Source organism: Herpetosiphon giganteus, from assembly GCF_016907925.1.
Lineage (GTDB): Bacteria > Chloroflexota > Chloroflexia > Chloroflexales > Herpetosiphonaceae > Herpetosiphon > Herpetosiphon giganteus.
On the sequence record NZ_JAFBCZ010000036.1, the window covers coordinates 24,971 to 49,815 of the forward strand.

Below are 24,845 nucleotides of genomic sequence, written 5' to 3' on the forward strand. Positions count from 1 at the left end.
ACCCCAACCCCTCTCCCGTCGAACGAGCGAGGGCTTTCATGCCGTGATTCTGCTGCACTCCGTGATGAAAACGCTTGCTGGAGAGGGTACATTGCATCGCACTTGAGTGCAGATAATCTGGCACTTGGGTGCTAGCCCAGGCAACTACAATCCAAACACACGGGTTCGATTCATTGCGAGGAAACTGTATGTCACGCCAACAACGAATTGCGCTGGCGCTTTTACCAGTTGCATTTGGTTTAGGATTAATTGCCGATTTGCTAGGCTTGTTTCACCAAGCGTGGGGAATTAATTTCGGCCTCTGGACGTTGCTCGCCAGCGCGGCGATTATTGGCCTTGGCTTCAAGCAGGCTCAGCCTTTGGCCAAAGAAACCTGGCTTTGGCTGGGCATCGCCAATCTGGCCAGTTTGGGCTTTTTCGTCCGCGATAATGAAGCACTATTGGTTTGGCTGGGCTTGTGCTGGGTGTTGGCGTGGATGTTGATTTTTACCCAGCCCTATCGCGCCGCTTGGCAATTGGACTCAATTCGCGGCTGGATTGTTTCGGGCGTGGTCGCTGGTTTGGGAGCGGCATTTGCCAGCTTTGGCGCAGCGCTGAATCTTCCGTTGCGAGGTGGTACTGGTACCAGCGCCAAATTGCGGCCAATTCTGATTGGCTTGGGATTGGCCTTGCCGTTATTGTGTATTTTTGGCGGCTTATTTGCCTCGGCTGATGCAGTATTTGAAAATATCTTTGCCGATTTGTTTAATTGGAATTTGGATTGGCTGTTTGAGCATGTGTTTGTGGTGCTGTTTGCCACGTGGGCGATTCTTGGCTGTGGCTGGATTTTATTTGCCTCGCCAAAACCTGATATTTCGTTTAGTGAACGGCCAAGTTTGCTCAATCTTGGCAAAGTTGAAGTTGGGATTATTTTGGGCTTGCTGAATGCGCTGTTTGGCTTGTTTGTAATCATTCAAATTCGCTATCTGTTTGGCGGCGAGCAGCAAATTGCCGAAGGCATTACCTATGCTGATTATGCGCGACGCGGCTTTTTTGAGCTGGTAACGGTGGCATTGTTGGTCTTGCCAACGCTGCTGCTTGGCGGTTGGCTGATCGAACAACGGGCTGAAGCCCAACCGCTATTTCGGGTTTTGGCGCTGGTGTTGTTGGTGCAAGTTGGGATTGTCTTGGCTTCGGCGGTTTCGCGCATGCTCTTGTACATCGATGCCTATGGTTTGACCGAATCGCGGATTCAAGCGACGGCGCTGATGATTTGGATTGTGCTGGTAGCGCTGTGGTTTGTGGCAACTGTGTTGCGTCAGCACGGTCAATATTTTGCCAATGGCGCGTTGGTTGCGGCGATGCTTGTGCTAATTGGCTTGCTTATGCTGAATCCAAGCAACTACATTGTGCGCTATAACGCTAGCCATCGTGGAGTTGCCAGCTTTGATGGCTATTATATTGGTAGTTTGGCTGATGATGCTGATGCAGTGCCCGCAATTATCGATGTGCTGCCAAGCTTGCCTGCTGAGCAAAGCTGCCAAATTGCGACCCAACTTTTAGGCGCTTGGAATAATCCTGACGAAACTGATGCTGATTGGCGCAGTACCAATTTGAGCCGCAACAAAGCGCGGGAGCTTGTGCGCCGAAATGCGCAGAACTTGACCCAAATCAGTTGTCCAATTGATCGCTCAATGTGATCGTGGGTGCTGGTGGTAAGTGGTACAATTGCCCTCGCTATCGCCCAACCGCGAAGCACCATGCAATCAGCGCACTCTGGCAATTGTTGCCAGCAGCACCAAAATGGAGAACTAATTCGTATGCGAATGTCGAAACTGGCAACGAGTACCACCAAAGAAGCACCAAATGATGCCGAATTAATTAGTCACTCGCTGTTGGTGCGGGCTGGCTACGTCAAGCAACAATCAGCAGGCATCTACTCGTTGCTGCCCTTGTGTGTGCGTTCGACCCAAAAAATTTCCCAAATTATTCGCGAAGAGATGGATGCGATTGATGGCCAGGAGTTGTTGATGCCCGTCGTTACCAGCGCCGATTTGTGGCGTGAAACTGGCCGCTACGACGGCGTAACCGAAGAATTGCTGCGCTTCAAAGATCGCAACAACAAAGATATGGTGTTGAACATGACCCACGAAGAAGTGGTCACCGACATCATGCGCCGCTACATCAAATCGTATCGCCAAATGCCCGTGATGGTCTATCAGATTCAGACCAAATATCGTGACGAAGCACGGCCACGCGGCGGGATTATTCGGTTGCGCGAGTTTACGATGAAGGATGCCTATTCCTTCCACGCTACGATCGAAGATCTCGACCAATATTATGAGCAAGTGTTGAACGCCTACAAGCGCATTTATCAGCGCTGTGGCTTGCCAGTTGAAATTGTGCAATCTGACCCTGGCATGATGGGCGGCAAGATTGCCCACGAATTTATGGCAGTTACGCCAGCTGGCGAAGATACGCTGATCTTGTGTCCAAGCTGTGGCTATTCGGCTAATCGTGAAGTGGCTGTGGGAGCCAACCCAACTTCAACGGCTGCGCTCGAAGCGTTGAGCCAAGGCGAAGCTAGCACCAAAGATTTGGCTGGCCACTTTGGGGTTGCGCCAAGCCGCGTCATGCAAATTAAGCTCTATAAAACCGCCGACGGGGTGTTGGTTGTGACCTACACACCAGCAGGCCGCGAAATTAACCATATCAAATTGCAAAATGCGGTGGGAGCAGAGCTGCAAAACGTTAGCGAAGCCGAACTTGCCACCTATGGCTTGAGTGGCTTTGCCAGCGTTGCACCCCGCAGCCTGAAGGCCAGCGACAAGGTGCGGATCTTGGTTGATAGCGCCTTGACGACTGAACGTAATTTGGTTGCTGCTGCTGGCAAAGCTGGCCACTACGATCTCAATTTGAATTGGGAGCGCGATTTTACTGGCGAGGTCGTCGACCTCACCGATGTGCTCGAAGGCCAGCCATGTAGCCGCTGTGGTGCGCCATTGACGATTGCCCGTGCCATCGAAGTTGGCAATATCTTCAAACTTGGCACCAAATATTCAGCAGCGATGAAATGTATGTTTGCCAACGAAAAGGGCGAAATGCAGCCAGCAATCATGGGCTGTTATGGCATCGGTGTGCAACGGATTTTGGCCTCGTTGATCGAGAAATTCAACGATGCCCGCGGCATGATGTTGCCAATCACCGTTGCGCCATATCAAGTGCATGTGGTTGGCACCGATTATCAAAGCAACGCCGAAACCAAGAGCGTCGCTGATCAGCTTTATACTGATTTGCAAGCCCAAGGCGTGACGGTATTGTTGGATGATCGCGATGTGAATGCTGGCAACAAGTTTGGCGATGCTGATCTGATTGGCAATCCAATTCAGGTCATCATTGGCTCGCGTGGCCTGAAAAATGGCCAAGCAGAGGTCAAAATTCGTAGCACTGGCGAAACCACCATGGTTGCTTTGGCCGATCTGCTGAGCCACGTTTTGGGCGTGCGCCAAGCAATGTTTGCCAGCCTCAGTTAATTTTTGATCCACAAAGAGCACGAAGAGCACTAAGCACTATTTAGCCCTACTTTGTGCTCTTCGTGTCCTTCGTGGATCATAACTCCTAACCCTTATCTTCTCAAAAAACTACTAAATAAGGCGATTAATTGTTGTGCCAACTCAGTTTTGGCTTGGCGCGCGAAATCCCAGCGCTGGCCATCGCGGCGAAACACGGTGACGGCGTTATCGCTTGCGCCGAGCGCGGTGCGGGCATCGTTGGCAACGATTGCATCAAGCCCTTTGCGGGTGAGCTTGGCTTGGGCATACTGCTCAAGATCATGCGTTTCGGCAGCAAAGCCAATTTTGACAAAGCCAGTGCGATCTTTGAGGCTGGCCAGAATATCGGTGGTATGGGTTAATTGCAGTGTGAGCGATTGATCGCCTTGCTCAGTTTTTTTGATTTTGTTATCGGCTACGCTGACTGGGCGATAATCGGCCACAGCGGCAGCCATAATTAGCATATCGCAGCCTTGATCAATTTCGTGCTCGATTGCAGCTTGCATGGTGGCGGCGCTTTCGGCATAGATGTGCTGCGTGCCAAGCGGCGGCGTGGCACTAGCTGCGCCGATAATCAAGCGCACATCTGCGCCAGCATCACGAGCGGCGGCGGCCAAGCCAAAGCCCATCGCACCCGACGAGCGATTGCCGATAAAGCGCACTGGATCGATCGCCTCGTGGGTTCCACCAGCGCTAATGACCAAGCGTTTGCCAGCCAACGCCCCAAACTTTTTGCCAAGCGCTAAGCGAATTTCAGCCTCAATTTGCTCGATTTCGGCGAGCCTGCCGACTCCAACCATTGGCTCGGCCATACGTCCAGCAGTTGGTGGAATAATCTGCACGCCACGGCTTTGCAAGGTGGCAACATTAGCTTGGGTCGCGGCATTGGCCCACATATTGACATTCATGGCGGGAGCAAGCAAAATCGGCGCACGCGAAGCCAGCACCGTGGTCGTCAGCATATCGTCGCTCATGCCCATGGCGAGGCGCGCGATGGTGTTGGCGGTGGCTGGGGCAATGATGATAAGATCGGCGCGATCGCCAATCGTCACATGGCCTATATCACTTCCCTCGGAAAGCTGCCACATATCGGTATAAACTGGGCGATGGGTCAATGCGCCAAAGGTCAAGGGCGTGACAAACTTGGTCGCTTCTTCGGTCATCACGACATCGACCAACGCTCCGGCCAAGCTCAGATTGCGCGCCAATTGCACCACTTTATAGGCCGCAATGCCACCAGTTACGCCTAGCACAATCCGCCGATCAACCAATGACATAGCAAATACCTCAATTAACAATGGCCACTGCGCTGTGCTTAAACAGCAACAATGGCCATAAGAGCCGCCAAACTTATTTGAACAAAGGAGTGCCGAGCCACGAGGCTGCTTGTTGGCGTTGGCTTGCGCTTGGTTGGCTGACCAAACTCAAGCTCAAGTGATCGGGCTGTGGTTTGCTCAAGCTCACGGGCAAGTGTAATAATTCATCGCGGCGGAAGAAACTGAGTTGTACGGTTGCGCCAATCGGATAATCGGCGAGCCGTTTGTTCAAGCTATCGTCATCGATGCGCCAGCCATCGAGCGCAATCATTTCATCGCCAGCCGCTAAACCAGCTCGATCAGCATCGCCGCCATCGAGCACATGGGTAATTTGCACCCGACCATCGACAGCCTTGCTGCGAATGCCAAGTTGGGGCCGTGGATTGCCTTGCGCATCACGATCTTTGTAGCTCCATTGCACGTTGATGCCAACGGTGGCAAAGGCTTCTGCATAGGGCAATTCGCTTAATCCATCGATATAGTTGGCGAAGTAAGCACTCCAATCGTTGCCTGTTAGGTCTTGCAGTGCTTGCTGCATGCCATCGGCTTCGGGAATGCCCGGGCCTGTGATGGGATATTTTTGATACAGATAGCGAATCAAATCATCGAGCGATTGCTGGCCGTTGCTACGCTCGCGCAATTGCATATCGAGCACCAGCGCTGCCAACGCGCCCTTGAGATAATATGAAACCGTGCTGTTGGGCGTTGATTCATCTGGCCGATAGAATTTGATCCATGCGTCGAACGATGAACTGCTGAGGCTATGCACCAAGCGGCCAGGTGTGGCTTGCAAGGTGGCAATATCATCAGCCAAGCGTTCAAGATAGCGCTGCGGGGTCATCAAGCCAGCCCGCACCAACATCAAATCGGTGTAGTACTCGGTAAAGCCTTCCATCACCCACAACAAGCGGGTGTAATTTTCGCGGGTGTAATCGAAGGGGCCAAGTGGCGCAGCCCGCAAACGCTTGACATTCCACGTATGGAAAAATTCGTGAGCAATCAGGCCTTGAGCGCGTTCATAGGTTTTGCTGGGCTTAAAAACATGGCGTGGCAGCAGCAACGAAGTTGAATTGCGATGCTCTAAGCCGCCATACGTGTTAGCTCCAGCTAATAGCACAATAAACAAATAATAATCGTATGGCAACTCGCCCCAAAAGGCGTGTTCAGTTTCGACAATTTGCTTGGTATCGGCCAAAACTTGCTCAATATCCTCGTTGCCATGGCCCCAAACCACCACCTCGTGAGCTTTTTCGGCCACCTCAAAGCGATAGCGCCGCAACTCGCCGACCTCAAACGGGCAATCCATCAATTCATCAAGATCGTTGGTGGCGTAGCGGCCATCGGCCAATTGCGGCAAGCCGGTAGCAATTTCCCAATGGCTCGGCAATTCCAGCTGTACGCGATAGCTACAATCCTGATAATCGGGCAAATAAAGCAAGGTGGCGGCTGGCACGATGTGAGCGTGGGTTGCATCGACGTGATTGGTGCGCACGGTTAGTTCATAACCATACACTTGGTAGGTTACGGTGATGGCGCTGGCTCCATTGGTTTGCACCTGCCAAGTTAAGCGATCAGTTTTGCTGATTGGCAGCGCTTGGCCATCGGCATGGGCCTCGACAAAGCGCAAATGGCGAGCATATTCACGGAGTAGATACGAGCCTGGTGTCCATGCTGGCAATTGCAATGACGTTTCAGAACCCGTTAAACCCTCAATCCGCAATGTGACGTTGATGATATGGCGTTCAGGTTGAGGAATTGCGAGGGTGTAATCAAGGACAACAGACACAGGCAGACTCCTTTAATCTTTATCAGCAGCAACGGCATAGCCAACCGTGCTTCCGGCAATCAAGAGACCAGCGGTGGTGAGCATGGTGTCGTGTTTGGTGATAATCGCAATCACCAAGCCCAAAACCCCGGCAAACCAAGTGATCCGTGCAAGTAATAAAGCCTCACGACGCATGAGCAGCACTCCTCTAAAAGTGAGTTGCTATCAGTGTAGCTTAAAAAACCTATTCAACAAAGGGGTGAGGGCAAAGGATAAAGGATGAAGGATGAAGGATGAAGGGTGAAGGGTGAAGGATGAAGGATGAAGCGTAAGAACTAGAGAACAGAGATGTACTGGTTTATTTCGTTAACCATGGCCTGCTCCCCTCGCCCGCGTTCAGTGGGAGAGGGGGCTGGGGGGTGAGGGATCGCCCCACTGCCGCCCAATCGCTCAAAACCTACCCTTGAAAGGAGAGGGGCTGGGGGTGAGGGAATGATCCTGATTGCCAAGCCCATAGCCCATAGCCAAATCGCAACAAACAAAAACGCCTATCGAAATGCTCGATAGGCGTTGGGACGATTGGATTCGCTATTTTAGAAGATACCTTGGCCACCCCCAAGGATATTGCATGGATCGTAGCGGTTCTTGGCGCGGCGGAAGTCGTTCCAAACCTCGCCAAAATGTTGTTTCCAATCGTTTTGGCTAAACTCGATTGCGCCAATTGCGTAGCGATTGCCGCCGAGATCGCGGTTGGTTTCAAACATCTCGCGGTTGTCGGCCAACATTGCGTTGATTACTTCAGGGATGTTTGGCGCGGTGCGCAAAATATCAAACAAGAAGACAATTTCGCCATCGGGAACGCGGAAGAATGGCTTGGTGAAATGTTTGGTTTTGACGGGATAGAGCAAAATTGGGCCTTGACCAGTATCTTCGAGGGTCAAGGTTTCCAAGATATTGCCAACAAAGTTGTTGACATGGCGGCTCTTGATGAAGAGATCCAACCATGGGTGTGGCAAGAACCAAGCACCGATTTGGCGCAAGAAGGCCTCGGTTGGAGCCAAGCGATTCAAGAAATCAAAGTAGCTGGTATCGCTAATAACTTCCGTGCCTTGGGTGTAGTTCAAATTGCGCAGCAAGCGGTTGTTATTGGGCAATTTATTGGCTGAATAATAGCTAACAGCTTCGAGCATAAAGTTCCAGCCGCCGCCAGCTTTGGCCACAACTTGGCCTTCGACATATTCAAAGCGACCATCGCGAATCAAACGAATTTGATCGTCGGTGAAGGTTTCGATGTCATCGTAGAACAGGTTGAAGACGCGAGCGCTGGTTTCGGCGCGAACCAATTTGAGCTTGGCGCGCACGATAATGGCAAATTGGCCCAAGCCACCAAGCACCGATTCGAATAAATCTTTGTTGCGGTTTTTGGAACAAGTTTCTAAGTTGCCTTCGCCAGTGACAACGGTCAATTCAAGCACGTTGTCAATTTGCACGCCGTGTTGATGGCTGGCCCCGCCGATCCCGCCGACGCTCAACGTGCCGCCAATTGACAGCTCGATATAATCGGTCATGACTGGTGGGGTAAGGCCTTGGGCTAAGGTCGCATCAAGCAGTTGGTGCCATTTCAGGCCTGCGTCGGCAATGACATAATCGCGGCCAATTTCGTGCACCGTATCTAAGGTACTCATATCAATCACAACCCCGCCTTGAATTTGGGGTTGACCATAGGTTGAGTGCCCTTGACCACGGCCTGAGATTTTGATGTTGTTATTTTTGGCGAAGCGCACTAGTTTGACAATATCATTGGTTGAGCCAGGTTTTAACACCGCATTTGGCGTGCGGTGAATGATGTGGCCATAATCTTCGGCAGCTTCGGCGCGAGTTGCGGTATCGGTGTAGAGCACACCATCGAACGTTGGGAAATTTGGCGCGAGTTGCTCGGCGGCGTGAGTTGAAGTGACCCACGAACTGGTAGCCCGATCAAAACCGACTACCACAGCACCTGCAACGAGACTTTTCAAGAATGTACGGCGGCTAAGTTGCGTCATAACGTCCCTCGTTTTCGGTAAAAAAAACTGACCGCAAATTCACCACCTAATAGCTATGACGAAGGGCTGGAATGAGGTGTTTGGCGTGAATCTGCGCGTCAGCTTTTGCATCTGTCCTGACTGCATCTATTCTATTATGATGATAGTACTAGGCTCAATAGGCCAATAGTCTATGCTTTACATAGGCTGTATACGGTACTTAAGGGTACGCATGGCTGTCGAGAGTGCTTCTTGCAAATCGCTGGAGGTTTGAAAAATAGAAAGATCAATCCCAAGGCTTACAACCACTTGGGCAACATCAGGGGTCATGCCACATAAAATAACGCCAGCTCCCAGCAAATTACACGATTGCGCTGCTCGAATCAGCACATTTGCAACTTGGGTATCAATTAATGAAACTGCCGTAATATCCAAGATCACGACCGAAGATCGGGTACGCACGACGTGCTCCAATAAGAGCGAGATCATTCGTTGAGCACGGTTGCTATCGATGGCTCCGATTAAGGGCATCAACACCACGTTGCTAAAAATATTCAGAATCGGGGTTGAAATTTCATCGATTGTATACAGCAGCCGCTCTTCAGTTTCGCGGGCCGCCTTCAATTCCTCGACCCGAGCCTCAAGCTCAGCCAAGTGCTTTTGATCTTGTTCGCGTGAAATGGCTAGTTCTTTGCTGACCCGATTGACCATATTGGCCAAGATTCCGAGTTCGTCAAGCCGATCAATGTTGAGGTGTTCAGCGGCCTCGCCTTGAATAACTTTGCGCAAGGTACTCCCAATCGTGCGAATCAGCGCCCGATCTTCACGCGAAAGCCGCGGTTGGTTGGTCGATGCAGGAGTTGTAGGTTGCTCTGGGCGCTCTGGTTGGTCCATAGAAGTTATTTCCAAGAAACATGTAACTCGCAAAAGGCAGCGCCATTGCGGATACACTTAGAATGGTCAATTTGAACATCGCGGGCATTGAAGCATTCAAGTGCTCCACGCATCGCCCCTTGTTCAAACATACAATTATACGGTTGTTCCATTTCGATGATTGCGGTTTTGTCGCCAGTTATTCGGCTGCGCCATTCGCCACCATTGCCACGGGTTGCGTAGAGCCAAATCATCGGAATCGTTGTGATTACGTCTTCGGGCTTTTCGATGCCAACCGCGCGAAATTGGGCTTCCAGCGAATAATAAATATTCTTGCCAACATCGATCACCAAGGCTTGATCTTGATCTTCAAAGCTGTTGAGCATGGTTTCTAGGAGTTGCCCATGATACCATTTATCCGGATCAATCTCGTCCAAGACAGCAAGCATCTCCGGTGTACAATGTTCGGAGGCAATCGTCGAAATTAATAAGAAAATACCACCTTGCGTTAATGGCGGGCCACTCCGATCTTGACCAGGGTCAGCATAGGCAGTCAGGTCAAATGGTGCATGTCGTTCAAAACGATACATTAGGGTGCCTTTCAGTTGCAATGGAGGTCAAAGCCTGAACAGTGCCATTATACGCGCTCTTGCAATATTTCCTGAACTGAATTTTTGGCTTTTATTAGTTATGTTTTCCTATTTTTTGGCTAGTACGGGTGAGGATTGCGCTGCCATATCAGGTGAGATAGCAGGCTTTGATCCACCTTTGAGGGGATTTTTCGGATGAATTTTGATCAAGAACAGCACTATCGCCACGAAATGGTGCAAATTGGCCGCTGGCTCTATGAACGCGGCTGGACTCCTTCATATAGTGGCAATTATTCGGTTTTGCTCGATGAACAACGAATTTTAACCACCCCAACCGGGTATTGCAAGGGCTTGCTCCAACCAGCCGATTTAATTATCGTCGATCGTCAAGGTGTCCCGCTTGACCCACAGACCCCCTTACCATCAAGCGAATTGTTGATGCATTTGGCGGTGTATGCTGAACGCCCCGATGTGCGCGCCTGTGTCCACGCCCATCCACCACGTACGATTGCCTGTAGTATTGCTGGCATCGAACTGACCCAACCATTATTAGAAGATATTATTCTGACCTTGGGCAAAATTCCAACTGTGCCCTATGCCCGAACTGGCACGGCAGCCTTGGGCGAGGCGATCAAGCCTTTTATTCGCGATCACGATGCGTTGGTGTTGGATCATCATGGCTCGCTGACCGTTGCTAGCAGCTTAACGAAAGCCTTCCATCGAACGGAGCAAGTCGAACAAGCTGCCACGATCATCTCCACTGCCCTCAGCATGGGCCATTTGTACCCCTTAGCTGCTGAACATGTGGCCGATCTCTTGGCGGTGCGGCGTGCTCGCGGAGGTAACCCCAAGGCTGAGCCGCTCTTACCCTAAGCCTAACCTCGTGGGCTAGCCCACGTGCCCCCAAGCAGATTAGGCTGTTGGTACTATGTTTGCTCTTGGAGTTGGTTGATCTGCATGCTATTTTGTGCTATGTTTGCGCTGGTAAAACTGCTGCGGTTCTGCTTATGACCCAACGTACTCGTAAACCCACGCTCAAAAGTCGGGTGGAAGCCCTTGAGGCTGAACGCCATCAAACTCAACGTGCTCTCGATGCGCTCTATCGCATTGGGCTTGCTTGTCGTGGGCAACAGGATTCGTTCGAGTTGTTGCGTACTATCTACCAAGAATTGCAGACGGTTTGGAAATTTGATGCCTGTTTTATCGCCCTTTCCGACCAATATGACGATAGCGCTTATCGCATCGCTATGTTGGTTGATGAAGGGGTGATTGAGTTTAGCGAACACGACCCAATTGGCCCGCTGACTGGCTATTTGATTCGCCAGCGCCAGCCGTTGTTGTTTCGCGATCTGACGACTGAGCGTGAATCGATTGGCCTGCCCCGACTGTTGCAATTTGGCAGCGATAAGCTCTCACGCGGCTGGATGGGCGTGCCCTTGGTGATTGGCACCTCGGCGCTGGGCGTGATTTCGCTGCAAAGCTATACCGTTGGCGCATTCGACGAAGCTGATCTTGATCTGCTGACGCGGATTGCTAACTCCATGGCGGTGGCGCTGGAAAATGCCCTGCTTTCGCATCGCCAAGCTGAATTAACTGGCTCGTTAGAGCGCCAAATTGAGCTGCGTAACGCCGATTTATTCGTCATCAGCGATATTGCGGCGATGCTAACCCAGCAGCTGCCATTAACTGAGATGTTTGGGCTGGCACTCGATTTTATGCTGGAATTGATGCATCTCGATGCTGGCGTGGTCTGTTCGCTCAACGCCAACGAATTACAGCCGATTGTGCAGCGTGGTTTGCCCAACGGCAGCTTGCCCGAATCGTTTGTGGCGCTGGATTCGATTTTTGGAATTGCAATTAGCAGCAATAGCGCAATTGTCGATCATCAGAGCCAATCCAAATATTGGCAAATGGCCCAACTCAACCACCTCGCGACGACGCTCGCCATCCCATTGCGTCGCCATGAAACCGTGATTGGCGTGCTTTTGGTTGGTCAAACTGAGCAACGGGATTTTAAAACTGAAGAAGTTGAGTTGCTGCAAGTAGTCAGCAATCAATTGGCTTTGGCTTTGGAGCATGGCAATATTCTGGCCCAGCAACGCCGCCAAATTGCCGAACTAGAGGCGCTGAGCGCGATTAGCGCCGCCACGGTACGCGCCCTCAACCTCTCAACCTTGCTGCATCAATTAAATGATGCGATTCGCTCGTTTTTGCCAGTCGATGTGTTTTATATGGCGATTTACGATCCTGAACGCCAATTATTGACTGATAGCATTGCGATTGAGGACGATAACGAAGCGACCTATTTGAGCGAAGAGGCGATGCCGCGTAAAGGCTCGTTTACTGATTGGGTGCTGAGCAAATGCGAGCCATTATTTTTGCGCCATGTTTCGCGGGATATTCGCCATTATCCGACGATTATTCGGCGCACGATCAAAGGCGCGCCTTCGGAAAGCTGGCTGGGCGTGCCGATGCTCGATGCCAATCGTCGGCCTTTGGGCGTGATTGCGATTCAAAATTATCAACCCTATGCCTTCAGCGACCGCGACCGCTTTTTTCTGCAATCGGTAGCCAGCCAAGTTAGTTTGCATGTGCTGAATGTGCAGCTCTATCAGCAGCGTGAGCGCCAATTGGCCGAACTCAACGCCCTGCAACGAATTAGCAGTTTGCTTGGCTCGACGCTTGAAATTGAGGCAATGCTGCGCGCGATCGATGCAGTATTAACTGAGTTTTTGCATATCGATGGCTTTTTTGTGATGCTGAATCAGCCAAAAACGCACATGGTCGAGGCGGTCTATGCTTTGAATCGTGAGGGCGAGGGCGATTTTCGTTGGATGATTGGGCTGATTCCGCCCGAACACACGCCAACCTGGGAAGTGTTGCATACCCGCAAGCCGCTGCGCTTTGGCGATATTTCGCAGGAAACCTCAACCGCTGTTGCGCCTGAAGATAATAATGTGCGAATTTCCTCCGAGCGCACCAAGGCGTGGCTCGGCGTGCCGCTCAACGACCAAACCACCAACGTGATTGGCTTGATTGCGATCCAAAGTTTTCAGGCTAATGTGTTTAGTACCCGCGATGAGCAGTTTATGGCGCAGCTTGGCCAACAGCTGACCTTGGCGATTCAAAATGCGCGCTTATTTGCCCAACGTGAACGCCAATTAAACGAGCTGAATACGCTCAAATTGGTTGGCGAATTGCTCAACCGCACCATGGATATTCATGAGATGTTCCGTGGGCTGAATCCATTATTGACCTCGTTTCTCAAAATCGATGGCTTTTATATCTTATTAAATAATCCCAAAACCTATGTAATTGAAGATTTGTGTGTGGTTGAGCGTGGTGAGTTGCTTGATTATGGCTCGATGGTTGGTACATCGCTCCCGCCAAACACGCCAACTGCTTGGATTTTGCGCAATGCCAAAGCGCTGCGCTTCAACAACACCGTCACTGATATTCCTACGCTTTACCCTGAATTGAAAACGGTGCAGGTCAACGATGAGGTGGCCCTGTCGTGGCTTGGCACACCGTTGATCAACCATCGTGGCGAAGTGCTGGGCGCAATCACCACTCAATCGATGAGTGCCAGTCATTTCAGCGAGAGCGACGAGCAATTTATGTTGCAAGTGGCCCATCAATTGGGCTTGGCAATTCAAAATGCGCGTTCGTTTGCCCAACGCGAGCGCCAATTGGCCGAGCTTGATGCCCAACAACGAATCACGCAATTGGTCACGTCGACCCTCGATTTGTATGAAATGCTGCGTTCGTTGGATTTGGTGTTGCGCAGTTTTCTGAATGCCGATGCCTTCCAAGTGGTGATTGGCAGCGCCGATCGGGTTGAAACGGCGGTTGTGCTCGAAGAAGGCCACGAAGTTCAAACTGCGGTGATTGGCCATCCTTTGCCCGATGGCTCGCTGACGCGCTGGACGTATCTGCATGTCAAGCCGCTGCGCATGAACGATATTTATCGCGATTGGGCCTTGCACCCCGATTTGGTTGAGCCGCCAATTCCGACCAATTCTGGTTTTATGCACTCGTGGCTGAGCGTGCCGCTGATTGCTTCGGCCCAGCCTTTGGGTGTGCTGGCAGTGCGGGCAACGCGGCCAGCAGCCTTTGGGCCAAGCGACGAGCAATTTTTGTTTAATGTTGGGCGACAACTAGCCTTGAGTGTGCGCAACGCCCGCTTGTATGCAGCTGAACAAACTGCCCACCGCACCGCCGAAACCATGCGCGAAATTGCCCGCGTGCTCAACACAACCTTTAATCCCGATGAAGTGCTCGATTTGATTTTGCGTGAATTGCGCAAAGTTATTACCTTCGATTCGACTTCGGTGATGTTGCCATCGAATAATTTGTTGCGGATTGTCGCGCGCCAAGCCCAAGATGAGCAATTGGCGGTTGAATGGCGCGAATTGACCTTCCCGCTTGATCTGAGCAGTGGCGCTGGACGGGTGATGTTGAGCGGCAAGCCGTTGGTGGTTCCCGATACGGTTAGCGACCCGCAATGGACGCGCTCGCCGATGCCCAGCGTCGTGCGCTCGTGGATTGGCGTGCCCTTGATTAGCAAAGGGGTTGTGTTGGGTGTGCTGAATATTAATTCGTTACAGCCCAATGCTTTTACCCAAGGCGATACCGAATTGGCCATGACTTTTGCTAATCAAGCAGCAACCGCACTTGAGCATGCGCGCTTGTATCAAGAATCGGTAACGCGGGTTGAGCAAGAATTAGAGATTGCGCGTCAAATTCAGAGCAACTTGTTTCCGCGGAGTTTGCCGGTGGCCCACGGCGTGGAGTTGGCAGCCGTCTGTTTGCCAGCCCGCGAAACTGGCGGCGATTTCTACGAAGTAACCGAGTTACGCGATGGCCGCTGGGCCTTGATGGTCGGCGACGCTTCAGGCAAGAGCATTCCAGGCGCGATGTTGATGGCGGTGGCACGTTCGATTGTGCGCTCGGAAGCGTGGGATCACGAAACGCCGCAAATCGTCATGCAAGAAACCAATCGCTGGGTTACGATGGATATTCCGCGCCATACCTTTGTGGCCTTGGCCTATGCGACCTTTGATATAGGCGATAAAAAGTTGGCTTTGGCGAATGCAGGCCAGCTTGATCCAATTATTCGGCGCGCGAATGGCGATTTGGTCTATGCAACCGCGCCCGGCCCGCACTTTCCGCTGGGAATTATGGCCAACACGCCCTACGAAACCGCCAGCTATCAGCTTGAGCCAAACGATATGGTGTTGTTCTATACCGATGGCGTGGTTGAATCGAAGAATAACACAGGTGATATGTGGGGCTTTGAGCGCTTCGAGGAGTTGCTGCGCCAACACGAGCATAGCCTAACCAGCGCTGAATGGGTTGATTTGGTGATTAACGAAATCAACCAATTTATCGGCGATCATCCCCAACACGACGATATTACGCTGGTGGCGCTCAAAGTTGCTGGTGCTTAATTATGGTCGGGCATGGTGATGGTAAAGGTTGTGCCTGATTCTGGATTACTGACCACCCCAATTGTGCCCTCGTGAGCTTCGACCGCCAATTTGCAGAAATACAAGCCTAAGCCGGTGCTGCGTTGGCGGGCATATTGCTGCTCGCTTAGCGTCGTAAAGCGATCAAACAGCGAGTCTTGCAAGGCCTCAGGGATGCCAGGCCCATTATCAATCACTTGGAAATTAATGTTGCCAGCTGTTTGATAGGCAATTAATTTAATTTCGGTCTGGATTGGCGTATGCTTGATGGCATTTGAAAGCAGATTGCTCAAAACCCGCCGCATCAAATCGCCATCGATCGTCGCATATAGCTCTGCATCTGCCTGAATTGAAATAACTTTGGCTTCTTGTTCTGCCCACGAACGCAACTCGTTGGCCACATTATTCAAAAGCGGGGCGATTGGCACATGTTCGCGGTTGATGCTCATGTGGCCTTCTTGCAAGCGCGCTGTATCCAATAAATCGGAAACCAAGCCCACCAACGTGCGCGACGAGCGGCGTGCCCCCTCGACCAACTCGCGTTGGCTCTCAGGCAAGTTTTGGCGACGCAACAAATCAAGATAATTGATAATTACCGTCAGCGGATTTTTGAGATCGTGGACAACCATCTGATTCATTTGTTCGCGCAATTGCTCGCTGCGCTGCAATTGTTGGTGCTCGGTTTGTAAGGCGCTATACAAGCGGCTATTGATAATGCCGTTGGCAAGGTGGGCCGCGACCGATTGCAACACGCCTTCGCTGCGGGCATCGATCTGTTGATCGGCGTTGAGTTGCAAGAACAAAATCCCAATCAACTGGGTGCGGTGTTGTAATGGAATCAAGTAGGCTTGTTGTTGATTGACCGCTAAGGGCTTGAGTGGGCCGGTAAGCGCGCTGATATAGGGTAAATCGGTGACCGTTAACCATTCCATCGGGAAGGCGCTGAGCGGCAGGCTCAAGGCTTGGTGCGATGGCTCGCCTTTGATCAAATAATGTTGAGCTTGAATTTGCAAATGCTCTGCATCAAGCAAGCCAACTGCGGCCAAGGCTGGTTGCAGCATATTGGCCAAACTGGCAACTACGCGGCTGATCAAGGCATCAGCTTCTAATTCGAGCGTCACGGTATAACTGATGTCGACCAAGGCTTGCAAGCGGCGGCTTTGCTCGCGATCTTGGGCCACCAAGCCGACAGCTTGCTGCAAAAGGTCGAGTTGATCTTCGGCCAAGGCAAATTGTTGGCTGAGTTCGCGGCGCAAACTTGGGCTGGTGCTGCGGTCGCCTGCTTCAAAGGCATTCAGCAATTGGCTCATGGCGTTCTGAAAGCCTGCTTGTTGGCGTTGCAGCGTGCTTTTGAGCAATAGGCCCTCGACGGCGCTGGTCAACGAGCCAGTGCGCTCCACGCCGCGAATCACGCCATAGGTAATGGTGCCAATCGCTGCCAGCAGCAGCACGTGATAGCTCCAAAACGATAATTGCCATAGCTCGCCATACAAGGCAGCCAAGGCAGTTTCGGCCAAGAGAATCGCCGCAATGATAAACGTTGCTAAGGGCAAGGTTGGGTTGGCTCGCCATTGCTTGGCATAAAACCACGCCGTCCAGCCAAACAAGGCCACCGTAAGCCAAACGATAAACGGAAAGACGTTTGGCGCAAGGCTACGCATTTCGTTATGCAACGAATGGGGGTTAGCGCTGGTGATTGGTTGCGGCGTGGTAACTGGCACAGGCGCTGTGTCAGCGCTAAGCTGGGTTGGCTGGCTGGTTGGCGCGGGCGCAGTTTCAGTAATGGTGCTCGGAATATAGGCCATCATCAAGAGCGCATAGCCTACCCACAGCCCAAAGCCAACCAGCATCCAGCGTTGCCACGAGCGAATTAGGCCTTCTGCAAGCCGTTGGCTCATGCTCAAGGCAAAAATAATCGAGGCCACGAAGAGCGCCAATGGCGTTGACCATTGGGTTGCGACCGAGGTGTTGCTGAACATTACCCCAGGCGTGGCGATCGCATGCACCAAAAACATTAGCGACATGGCCAAAAAGCCTAAGCCAAGCATTAATGCCCGGCCATCGCGACGCACTAAGGCTGCCCGAATCATCAAGCCAATCATGCCTAAACCGATCAGCAGGGCAATCGTGACAATCCAAAAATGGCCAGCTGGCGATTGAACCCGCAGATCGAGCGCAGGAAACAGGCGCAGGATAATCAATAAGGCTGGACCAAGCAGCAGCCCGATGATCAAGCTCCATGCAATGGTTGGTTTTGGCTTGCTTGCGTGCGCCATAAAAATACCTTGTCTAAAGTCCCTAGCTCATTATAGAGCCAAACGTGGTTGGGCGTACATTACAGTTGCATGATGATCGTTTAAATCACGCTTTTGGTTTAACCTTTAGGCGTGATTTTGAGCAATTTAGGATTTTCTAATCTTCATTAAAATGGGTTAGACTACTGTTTATAGCTTGTGGATAAGCAAGTTTTGCACCGTTAGAATCTGCTAAATAGCCAACGATTGCAACTCGTTTTTTTAGCTCACTTTCCATAAAAATTACTAGATGTAGTGTTGACAGCTAAAAAGACATACTATATATTGGATTGCACAAGCTTCCTAGCTTTCAACAAAGCACCCTTTACAATTGAGCTTTACCCATGCGTTACATTGCGTAACGCATCTTTTTTTGAGTTTCTACAGTAAGCAAGAGTATTCATCTTTTGCTTGCTGTTTTTTAATGGGAAGGCTCAATCGCTAGGTATTCATGGTTGCGAATTAATGCGGCCACTATTAATGGATTGCTCTGCGCCTCTGCGTTAAATGCACACGCACCCAATCGAAAAAATCTTGTAATTGCGCTTGTAATCGCCGATTGATTGCACGCTTAATTTTTTGTTCTCATTTTTTGGATGTTTGAAAGGACTTGGTTATGACGGAACAGGTCACCTTGACCCCGCTCGATGACCGCCAAGTAACGCCGCCAGCCACGATTATCAAGCGTGATGGTCGTGAAGTGGCTTTTGATGTAGCCCGCATTGAACGAGCCTTAACCCGCTGTTTTGCTGGTTTAGGCCGTCAACCACATATTACCGTTGGCGAATTGGCCCAACGGGTGGTCAATATTTTGGCAGCTAAATATACCACCACCCCAACTGTCGAAGCCGTGCAAGATACGGTTGAGGTGATGTTGCAAGCTGCTGGCGAGTTTGATGCCGCCAAGAGCTATATTCTCTATCGGGCTGAACATGCCAAAAAGCGTGAACAACGACCTGTGCCTGAAGCGATTCGCCATGCCTTTGCCGAATCAGACCAATACTTTCCCTCGCCATTGCAAAAATTCCAATTCTTCGATAAGTATTCGCGCTTCGATTACGATTTGGGCCGCCGCGAAACTTGGATCGAAACCGTCGATCGCTCGGTGAATTTCTTGCGCGAAATTTCCGATAATAAGCTTGCTGACGCTGACTACAATCGGGTGCGCCAAGCGATTCTCGAAATGCGCGCCATGCCATCGATGCGCTTGTTGGCGATGGCTGGGCCTGCTGCTCGCCGCAACAATATTGCGATTTACAACTGCTCGTATTTGCCAGTCGATAGCATCGACTCATTTGTCGAGGCTTTGATTATTTCGATGAGCGGTTGTGGCGTGGGCTTCTCAGTCGAACACAAGTACATCGAGCAATTCCCACGGGTCAAGCGTCAATCTGGCGCGCCTGCCACCCAATATGTCGTCGAAGATTCAGCTGAGGGCTGGGCCGACGCGCTACGCTTTGGCTTGCAAACCTGGTTCGATGGCAACGATGTCAGTTTTGATCTTTCGCAGTTGCGACCTGCTGGCGCACCCTTGCGGATCAAAGGTGGCCGTGCTTCAGGGCCTGAGCCGTTCCGCCAGATGCTCGATTTTGCCCGCTCACGGGTTTTGGCGCGCCAAGGCTCGTTCCTGCGCTCAATCGATGCTCACGACATTATGTGCTCGGTTGGCAATGCTGCGGTCAGTGGTGGGGTCCGCAGAACAGCAATGATCAGTCTGTTCGATTATGATGATCACGATATGCTGACCGCTAAAGATGGCGATTTCGACCGCGAAAATAGCCAGCGCTGGAATGCCAACAACTCAGCGGTTTGGCCAGCTCGTGGCTTGACCCAACTCGAGATTATTGAGCAAGTTTTGACGATGGTGAAATCTGGTCGTGGCGAACCTGGCATTTTTAATCGCCAAAGCGCGATCGATATGCGCCCAGCTCGTCGTAAGCCCGCCGAATTTGGCACGAATCCATGTGGCGAAATTATTCTGCGGCCTTACCAGTTTTGTAATTTGACGGCAGCGGTTGCTCGCGCCGACGATACCTTTGAAAGCTTGCGCGAAAAAGTCGAAGTTGCCACAATTATCGGCACGATCCAATCGATGGCGACCCACTTCCCAGGCTTGCGGCCTCAATGGTCGGAAAATTGCCAAGAAGAACGCTTGCTCGGCGTAGACATCACTGGCCAAATGGATAGCACAGTGGCCCAAGATCCAGAAGTGCAGCGCCGTTTGCTCGAAATTGCAATTGAAGTCAATCGCGAGTATGCCGAAAAGTTGGGCATCAATCAATCGGTGTCGATTACCTGTGTTAAGCCAAGCGGCAACAGCAGCCAACTGCTGGATTGTGCTTCAGGTTTGCACTCACGCTGGGCACCATATTACATTCGCAACGTGCGGGTCAGTACGCACTCGCCAATTTACAAAGTGTTGCGTGATGCTGGCGTGCCGATGGACCCTGAAAACGGACAGACCCGTGATGATGCAACGACCTGGGTTGTGCACTTCCCAGTCAAAGCGCCAGAAAATGCCATCACGCGCAACAGTCGGGGCGCGATTGAGCAATGTAACTATTGGTTGCAAAACAAACTCAATTGGACTGAGCACAATCCATCGGTGACGATTACCTACAAGCCCGATGAAGTGATGGAAGTGATGAAGTGGATTTGGGAAAATCGCGAAGTAATTGGTGGGATGGCCTTCTTGCCATCGTTTGATGCCAATTATGCCCAAATGCCATATGTGGAAATTGGCCGCGAAGAATACGAAAAGCTGGCGGCAGAATTCCCGCCAATCGACTTCTCGAAAGTCTATCGCTACGAAGAAGAAGATTTGACCACGGCAGCGCAAGAATTGGCCTGTATGTCAGGTGCGTGCGAAATCGATTTCCTTTAAGCTGAATATACTACTGAATTGAATTTTTTGCGGGCTGAATGACTATGGGTTACAACTATAGCTTGTTCAGCCCGCAACTTTAGCTATGATTGTAAACGATCGAATTACGAGGATGGACGAAATGAAAGCAAATGATTGTTATTTTTTTCGTGGATGAATCTGGCGATCCGACTTTTTACGATAAACGCGGTAACTTAATTGTTGGTGAACAGGGATGTTCTAAAATATTGCTGCTTGGTTTCATCAAAACCGATGATCCAGCACGATTGCGCAGCCATGTTCAGCAATTTCAGCAGTCTGTTGTGAATAAGCCTGAGTATCAGCAGATTCCATCATTGGCTAAAACCAAGAAGGCACTGCATGCAAAAAATGATGTGGCCCAAATTCGCAATAGCTTTTTCGAAGAAATTGCGACGATGGAATTTAGTGCCCAGTTTGTGGTTGCGCGGAAGGTAGAAAAAGTTTTCCGCAATAACTTTCAAGCCAAAGAAACACAATTTTATCATCACCTTATTAGCGTTTTATTTCAAAATAATTTGCATCTGCATCGTACAAATCATATTTATTTTTCTCAGCGTGGTTCCAGTACCCGCCAAGAGCCACTCAATAGTGCCATTAACGAAGCAGTTACAAGGTTTGAGCAGAAAAATAATCGAATTATGCAGAATCAACGCCAGATTTATGCGCAAACTCCTAGTGCTGAGCCTTGTTTATCAATTATTGATTATATGAATTGGGCTGTGCAGCGAGCATTTATCTACAGTGAAATTCGGTATATTGATATTGTTCGTTCAAAAATTAGCCTCATTTTCGATTTATACGATACAAAAGCAAGAGAACGTGAAAAATTTTATGATCGAAAAAATAGTTTTGAGTTAAATAAAATTGCTCCATTATAGCTAGGCTCGTTTACCGAGCGCACGGCATGGAGCCGACTTTCGCATATAATGGAGCAAATTTTTTAGATACTGCGATCATAGCATGGCTACCCCTCGCTGTCAATGAAATGTGTTGAATATTCTACTACTAGAAACAATGAAGGTCGGGTTATCCCGACCTTCATTGTTTCTTAGTCTTTACCGCCGACTGAGAGAAGCATCAGCGGGCTAACTTGGAGCGCATTCGCGATTTTCTCAAGGTTCTCGCGGTCGATGCGCTTCGATTCATCGTGCCACAGTTTGCGAACCGTTTCGGGGTTGACTTTGGCTGCGTCGGCTAGTGATGTGATGTTGAAACCCTTTTGTTGCGCCACTTCGCGTAGCACTACTCGAATCCGTTGCATAAAACATCCCTCCACGAGATAAAATACCAACACACACTGCGATTATACAACCGTTCTACTTGGCGCTATGCACATATCCTGATAGGACGAAGGTCGCCAATTTTGGCTATAATGCATCCCCATAAGTAGGGAAGCCATGTGGGATACGCGGCTGTTGCTTGCTAGCCCAACCACACAGGTTGGGTTGTATGTTGAGTAGGAATTTCATGATTCATATGAGTGATTTAATCGCCGCCGGAGCGCACCTAGCGCAGGCTGGCGACCAAATACAATGGTCAGGTTGGGCCTATGACTCGCGTCTCGCCCGAACTGGTGATCTATTTATTGCGCTGCAAACAGCGCGGGCTGATGGTCATGGATTTATTCGCGATGCAATTGCCGCTGGTGCGAGCGGCGTGGTCTGTCAATATGCACCAAGCGCCATTCCTGCATCAATCAGCGTCTTAACTTGTGATGATCCGTTGGGCTTGTTACAGCGTTGGGCCAAAGCCCAATTTGCCAAACACGCGCCGCGCACAGTGGCGATTACTGGCAGCGTTGGCAAAACTTCGACCAAACGGGCGATTGCCCAAGTTTTAGCGAGCCGTTACGCAGTGCTGCGTAGCCCGCGCTCGTTCAATGCCGATTTAGGTTTGTCGGTAACGATGGCTGAGCTTGAGGCCCAGCAATGGGCAGTTTTGGAGTTTGGGGCCGATCATCCAGGCGAGATTCGCCAGCTCTGTCAGCTGTTTCCCCCCGAGATTGGCATTGTCACCAATGTTGGTTCGGCACATATTGGGGCCTTTGGCTCACAAGCCGCAATTGCCCACGAAAAGGCCGCTATTATTCAACAGTTACCCGCCCACGGTTACGCAATCTTGAATGGCGATGATCCCCTTGTGGCTGCGATGGCTGAACAAACGCACGCTCGCCTTCTGCGGGTTGGGCAGAATGCAGCGTGTGAAATTCGTTGGAGCGATGTGACCAGCACCGTTCAGACAACCCGTTTTACTATCCACATACCTGAACATGCCCCTGAACGCATTCACCTTTCAGCAAGTGGCGTGCCAAGTGTGCAGGCGGCGGCGTTTGCAATTGCGGTTGGCTATGTTGCAGGCCTGAGTTTGGTCGAAATGAAGGCAGCCCTAGCCGATTTAGCGCCAGCTCATGGTCGTTTCAACCCAGTGGCTGGTCGCAATGGCGCAACAATTATTGATGACACGTTTAATGCAGCCCCCGAATCGGTGTATGCTGCGCTGCAAACCCTTGGTTCGTTGCCAGCCCGCCGCCGGATTGCAATTCTGGGTGATATGGCTGAATTGGGTGTTGCCAGTCCTCATTTTCATCAACAAGTGGGCCAAATCGCCGCCGAGCATGTTGATCTATTAATTACCAAAGGCGATCAAGCTGCGCTCGCGGCCAATCGGGCACGTGAACTAAGCTTAACCAACGGTTATCAAATTAACACCATTAGCGTGCATAGTGCGGCGGCAGCGCTTGCCGCAGTGCCAAGCGATCTTGGCGCAGGCGATTTGGTGCTGGTTAAGGGTGCTGCTGAAGCTCGTATGGAACATGTGGTGGCTGGATTATTGTCTGCAGCAAGCGATCCGCGCCAAGTCTTGGTGCGGCAAGAACATGTCTGGCGCAACGTGCGAATTGGCCTACCCGATCGGCCAACAACCGTGCGAATTGATCTTGATGCCTTGGCGAGCAACGTGCAGGCGATTCGCCAAGCTGCTGGTGTGCCGTTGATGGCGGTGCTCAAAGCCGATGCCTACGGCCATGGCGCAGTGCGTTCAGCGCGCACGGTGTTGTTGCATGGCGCAAGTGAATTGGCAGTGGCAACTTTGGGCGAAGCCTTGCATTTGCGTCAAGCAGATATTGCTGCGCCGATTTTGATTTTGGGCTATACGCCAGCTTGGCAAATGCGCGAAGTGTTGCTCAATCGGATTAGCGTGGCCCTGTTTGATCGTCATGTTGCTCAATCGTTGCACGAACAAGCCCTAGCCTTGGGGATTAAAGCCCAAGTTCATGTCAAAATTGATACTGGCATGGCGCGGCTTGGTTTGGTGATCGAGCACGCTGTGGATTTTATCGCATGGCTGAATGGCTTGGCGGGCATTGAAGTTGTGGGTATTTTCACCCATTTTGCCAATGCCGATGAAGCTGATACCAGCTTTTTTGAACTGCAACAACAGCGCTTTCAGCATGTGCTTGATCAATTAACTGAGCGCGGATTACGCCCGCCAGTGGTGCACGCCGCCAATAGTGCCGCAGCGATGGTTCATCCTAGTGCGCGCTACGATATGGTGCGGGCTGGCATTGGCTTGTATGGCATCGACCCAAGCAGCGATGTGCGTTTGGGCTTACAACCAGTTTTGGAATTTCAGACCGAAGTCGCCCAAGTGCGCCAATTGGCGGCTGGCAGCCCAATTTCCTATGGTTGCACCTTCGTTACCAAGCGCCCCTCGCAGATTGCGACGATTCCGGTGGGCTATGCCGATGGCTTTCGGCGTGCGCCTCAGCCGTGGCGCGAAGTACTGATTCATGGCCGACGAGCGCCAGTCGTTGGTCGGGTGTGTATGGATTACGCGATGATCGATGTAACCAAGCTTGATCATGTTCAGCGTGGCGACCAGGTGGTGCTGATTGGTCAACAGGGCACTGATCGGATTCGCGCCGAAGAAGTGGCTGAGTGGTTGGGCACAAATGCCTATGAAGTGGTTTCGGCGATCTTGCCGCGCGTGCCACGTGAGCCAGTTGAGCATTTTGCCGAGCGCTAAACGAGGGGCTAGGGTTCAGGGATCGGGAGCTAGGAGTTGGTAACCACGAAGGACACG

Annotated in this window: 15 protein-coding genes; 7 read left to right on the forward strand and 8 right to left on the reverse strand. The window is 51.1% G+C overall.

Annotation, left to right across the window (positions count from 1 at the left end):
• Nucleotides 1-188: 188 nt before the first annotated feature.
• Both JOD20_RS22995 and JOD20_RS23000 read left to right on the forward strand, forming a co-directional pair.
• Nucleotides 189-1,679, forward strand: coding sequence for a DUF4153 domain-containing protein (locus JOD20_RS22995; protein WP_204757522.1), 1,491 nt, complete (start codon nt 189-191; stop codon nt 1,677-1,679).
• Nucleotides 1,680-1,799: 120 nt separating this feature from the next.
• The gene (locus JOD20_RS23000; RefSeq protein ID WP_204757523.1) at nt 1,800-3,512 is read left to right on the forward strand and encodes a proline--tRNA ligase; all 1,713 of its coding nucleotides are present in this window, start codon (nt 1,800-1,802) and stop codon (nt 3,510-3,512) included.
• A 92-nt stretch (nt 3,513-3,604) separates the two neighbouring features.
• On the opposite strand, the gene coaBC is transcribed toward JOD20_RS23000, so the two are convergent.
• The 6 genes from coaBC to JOD20_RS23030 all read right to left on the reverse strand — a co-directional run bounded on the left by coaBC (nt 3,605) and on the right by JOD20_RS23030 (nt 10,098).
• Nucleotides 3,605-4,807: a bifunctional phosphopantothenoylcysteine decarboxylase/phosphopantothenate--cysteine ligase CoaBC gene (gene coaBC / locus JOD20_RS23005; RefSeq protein ID WP_204757524.1), complete on the reverse strand. Its 1,203-nt coding sequence runs from the start codon at nt 4,805-4,807 to the stop codon at nt 3,605-3,607.
• Between the two features lie 73 nt (nt 4,808-4,880).
• Entirely contained in the window at nt 4,881-6,632 is a 1,752-nt protein-coding gene (locus tag JOD20_RS23010; protein ID WP_204757525.1) for a M61 family metallopeptidase, read from the reverse strand.
• A gap of 12 nt (nt 6,633-6,644) precedes the next feature.
• On the reverse strand, nt 6,645-6,806 hold the full coding sequence (locus tag JOD20_RS23015; protein WP_160319538.1) for a hypothetical protein: 162 nt from the start codon (nt 6,804-6,806) through the stop codon (nt 6,645-6,647).
• A gap of 398 nt (nt 6,807-7,204) precedes the next feature.
• Complete coding sequence (locus tag JOD20_RS23020; protein ID WP_204757526.1) at nt 7,205-8,656, reverse strand: FAD-binding protein; 1,452 nt, start codon at nt 8,654-8,656, stop codon at nt 7,205-7,207.
• 177 nt (nt 8,657-8,833) lie between these two features.
• Nucleotides 8,834-9,529, reverse strand: coding sequence for an STAS domain-containing protein (locus JOD20_RS23025; protein WP_204757527.1), 696 nt, complete (start codon nt 9,527-9,529; stop codon nt 8,834-8,836).
• 5 nt (nt 9,530-9,534) lie between these two features.
• Nucleotides 9,535-10,098 (reverse strand): hypothetical protein, encoded by a 564-nt coding sequence (locus JOD20_RS23030; protein ID WP_204757528.1) that lies wholly within the window; start codon nt 10,096-10,098, stop codon nt 9,535-9,537.
• A gap of 195 nt (nt 10,099-10,293) precedes the next feature.
• Here JOD20_RS23030 and JOD20_RS23035 point away from each other — a divergent pair, with 195 nt between their 5' ends.
• Complete coding sequence (locus JOD20_RS23035; RefSeq protein ID WP_204757529.1) at nt 10,294-10,971, forward strand: class II aldolase/adducin family protein; 678 nt, start codon at nt 10,294-10,296, stop codon at nt 10,969-10,971.
• Between the two features lie 134 nt (nt 10,972-11,105).
• Nucleotides 11,106-15,548 (forward strand): GAF domain-containing protein, encoded by a 4,443-nt coding sequence (locus JOD20_RS23040; RefSeq protein ID WP_204757530.1) that lies wholly within the window; start codon nt 11,106-11,108, stop codon nt 15,546-15,548.
• Here the strand turns inward: JOD20_RS23040 and JOD20_RS23045 are convergent.
• The gene (locus JOD20_RS23045; protein ID WP_204757531.1) at nt 15,545-17,842 is read right to left on the reverse strand and encodes a sensor histidine kinase; all 2,298 of its coding nucleotides are present in this window, start codon (nt 17,840-17,842) and stop codon (nt 15,545-15,547) included. The genes JOD20_RS23040 and JOD20_RS23045 overlap by 4 nt on opposite strands.
• A gap of 634 nt (nt 17,843-18,476) precedes the next feature.
• On the opposite strand from JOD20_RS23045, the gene JOD20_RS23050 reads away from it, so the two are divergent.
• Both JOD20_RS23050 and JOD20_RS23055 read left to right on the forward strand, forming a co-directional pair.
• Complete coding sequence (locus tag JOD20_RS23050; RefSeq protein WP_204757532.1) at nt 18,477-20,744, forward strand: ATP cone domain-containing protein; 2,268 nt, start codon at nt 18,477-18,479, stop codon at nt 20,742-20,744.
• A gap of 131 nt (nt 20,745-20,875) precedes the next feature.
• Entirely contained in the window at nt 20,876-21,643 is a 768-nt protein-coding gene (locus JOD20_RS23055; protein ID WP_204757533.1) for a DUF3800 domain-containing protein, read from the forward strand.
• A gap of 170 nt (nt 21,644-21,813) precedes the next feature.
• On the opposite strand, the gene JOD20_RS23060 is transcribed toward JOD20_RS23055, so the two are convergent.
• Nucleotides 21,814-22,026, reverse strand: coding sequence for a helix-turn-helix domain-containing protein (locus JOD20_RS23060; protein ID WP_110515608.1), 213 nt, complete (start codon nt 22,024-22,026; stop codon nt 21,814-21,816).
• A gap of 215 nt (nt 22,027-22,241) precedes the next feature.
• Between JOD20_RS23060 and alr the strand changes: the two genes are divergently transcribed.
• Nucleotides 22,242-24,788 (forward strand): alanine racemase, encoded by a 2,547-nt coding sequence (gene alr, locus JOD20_RS23065; protein ID WP_204757534.1) that lies wholly within the window; start codon nt 22,242-22,244, stop codon nt 24,786-24,788.
• Nucleotides 24,789-24,845: the final 57 nt, after the last annotated feature.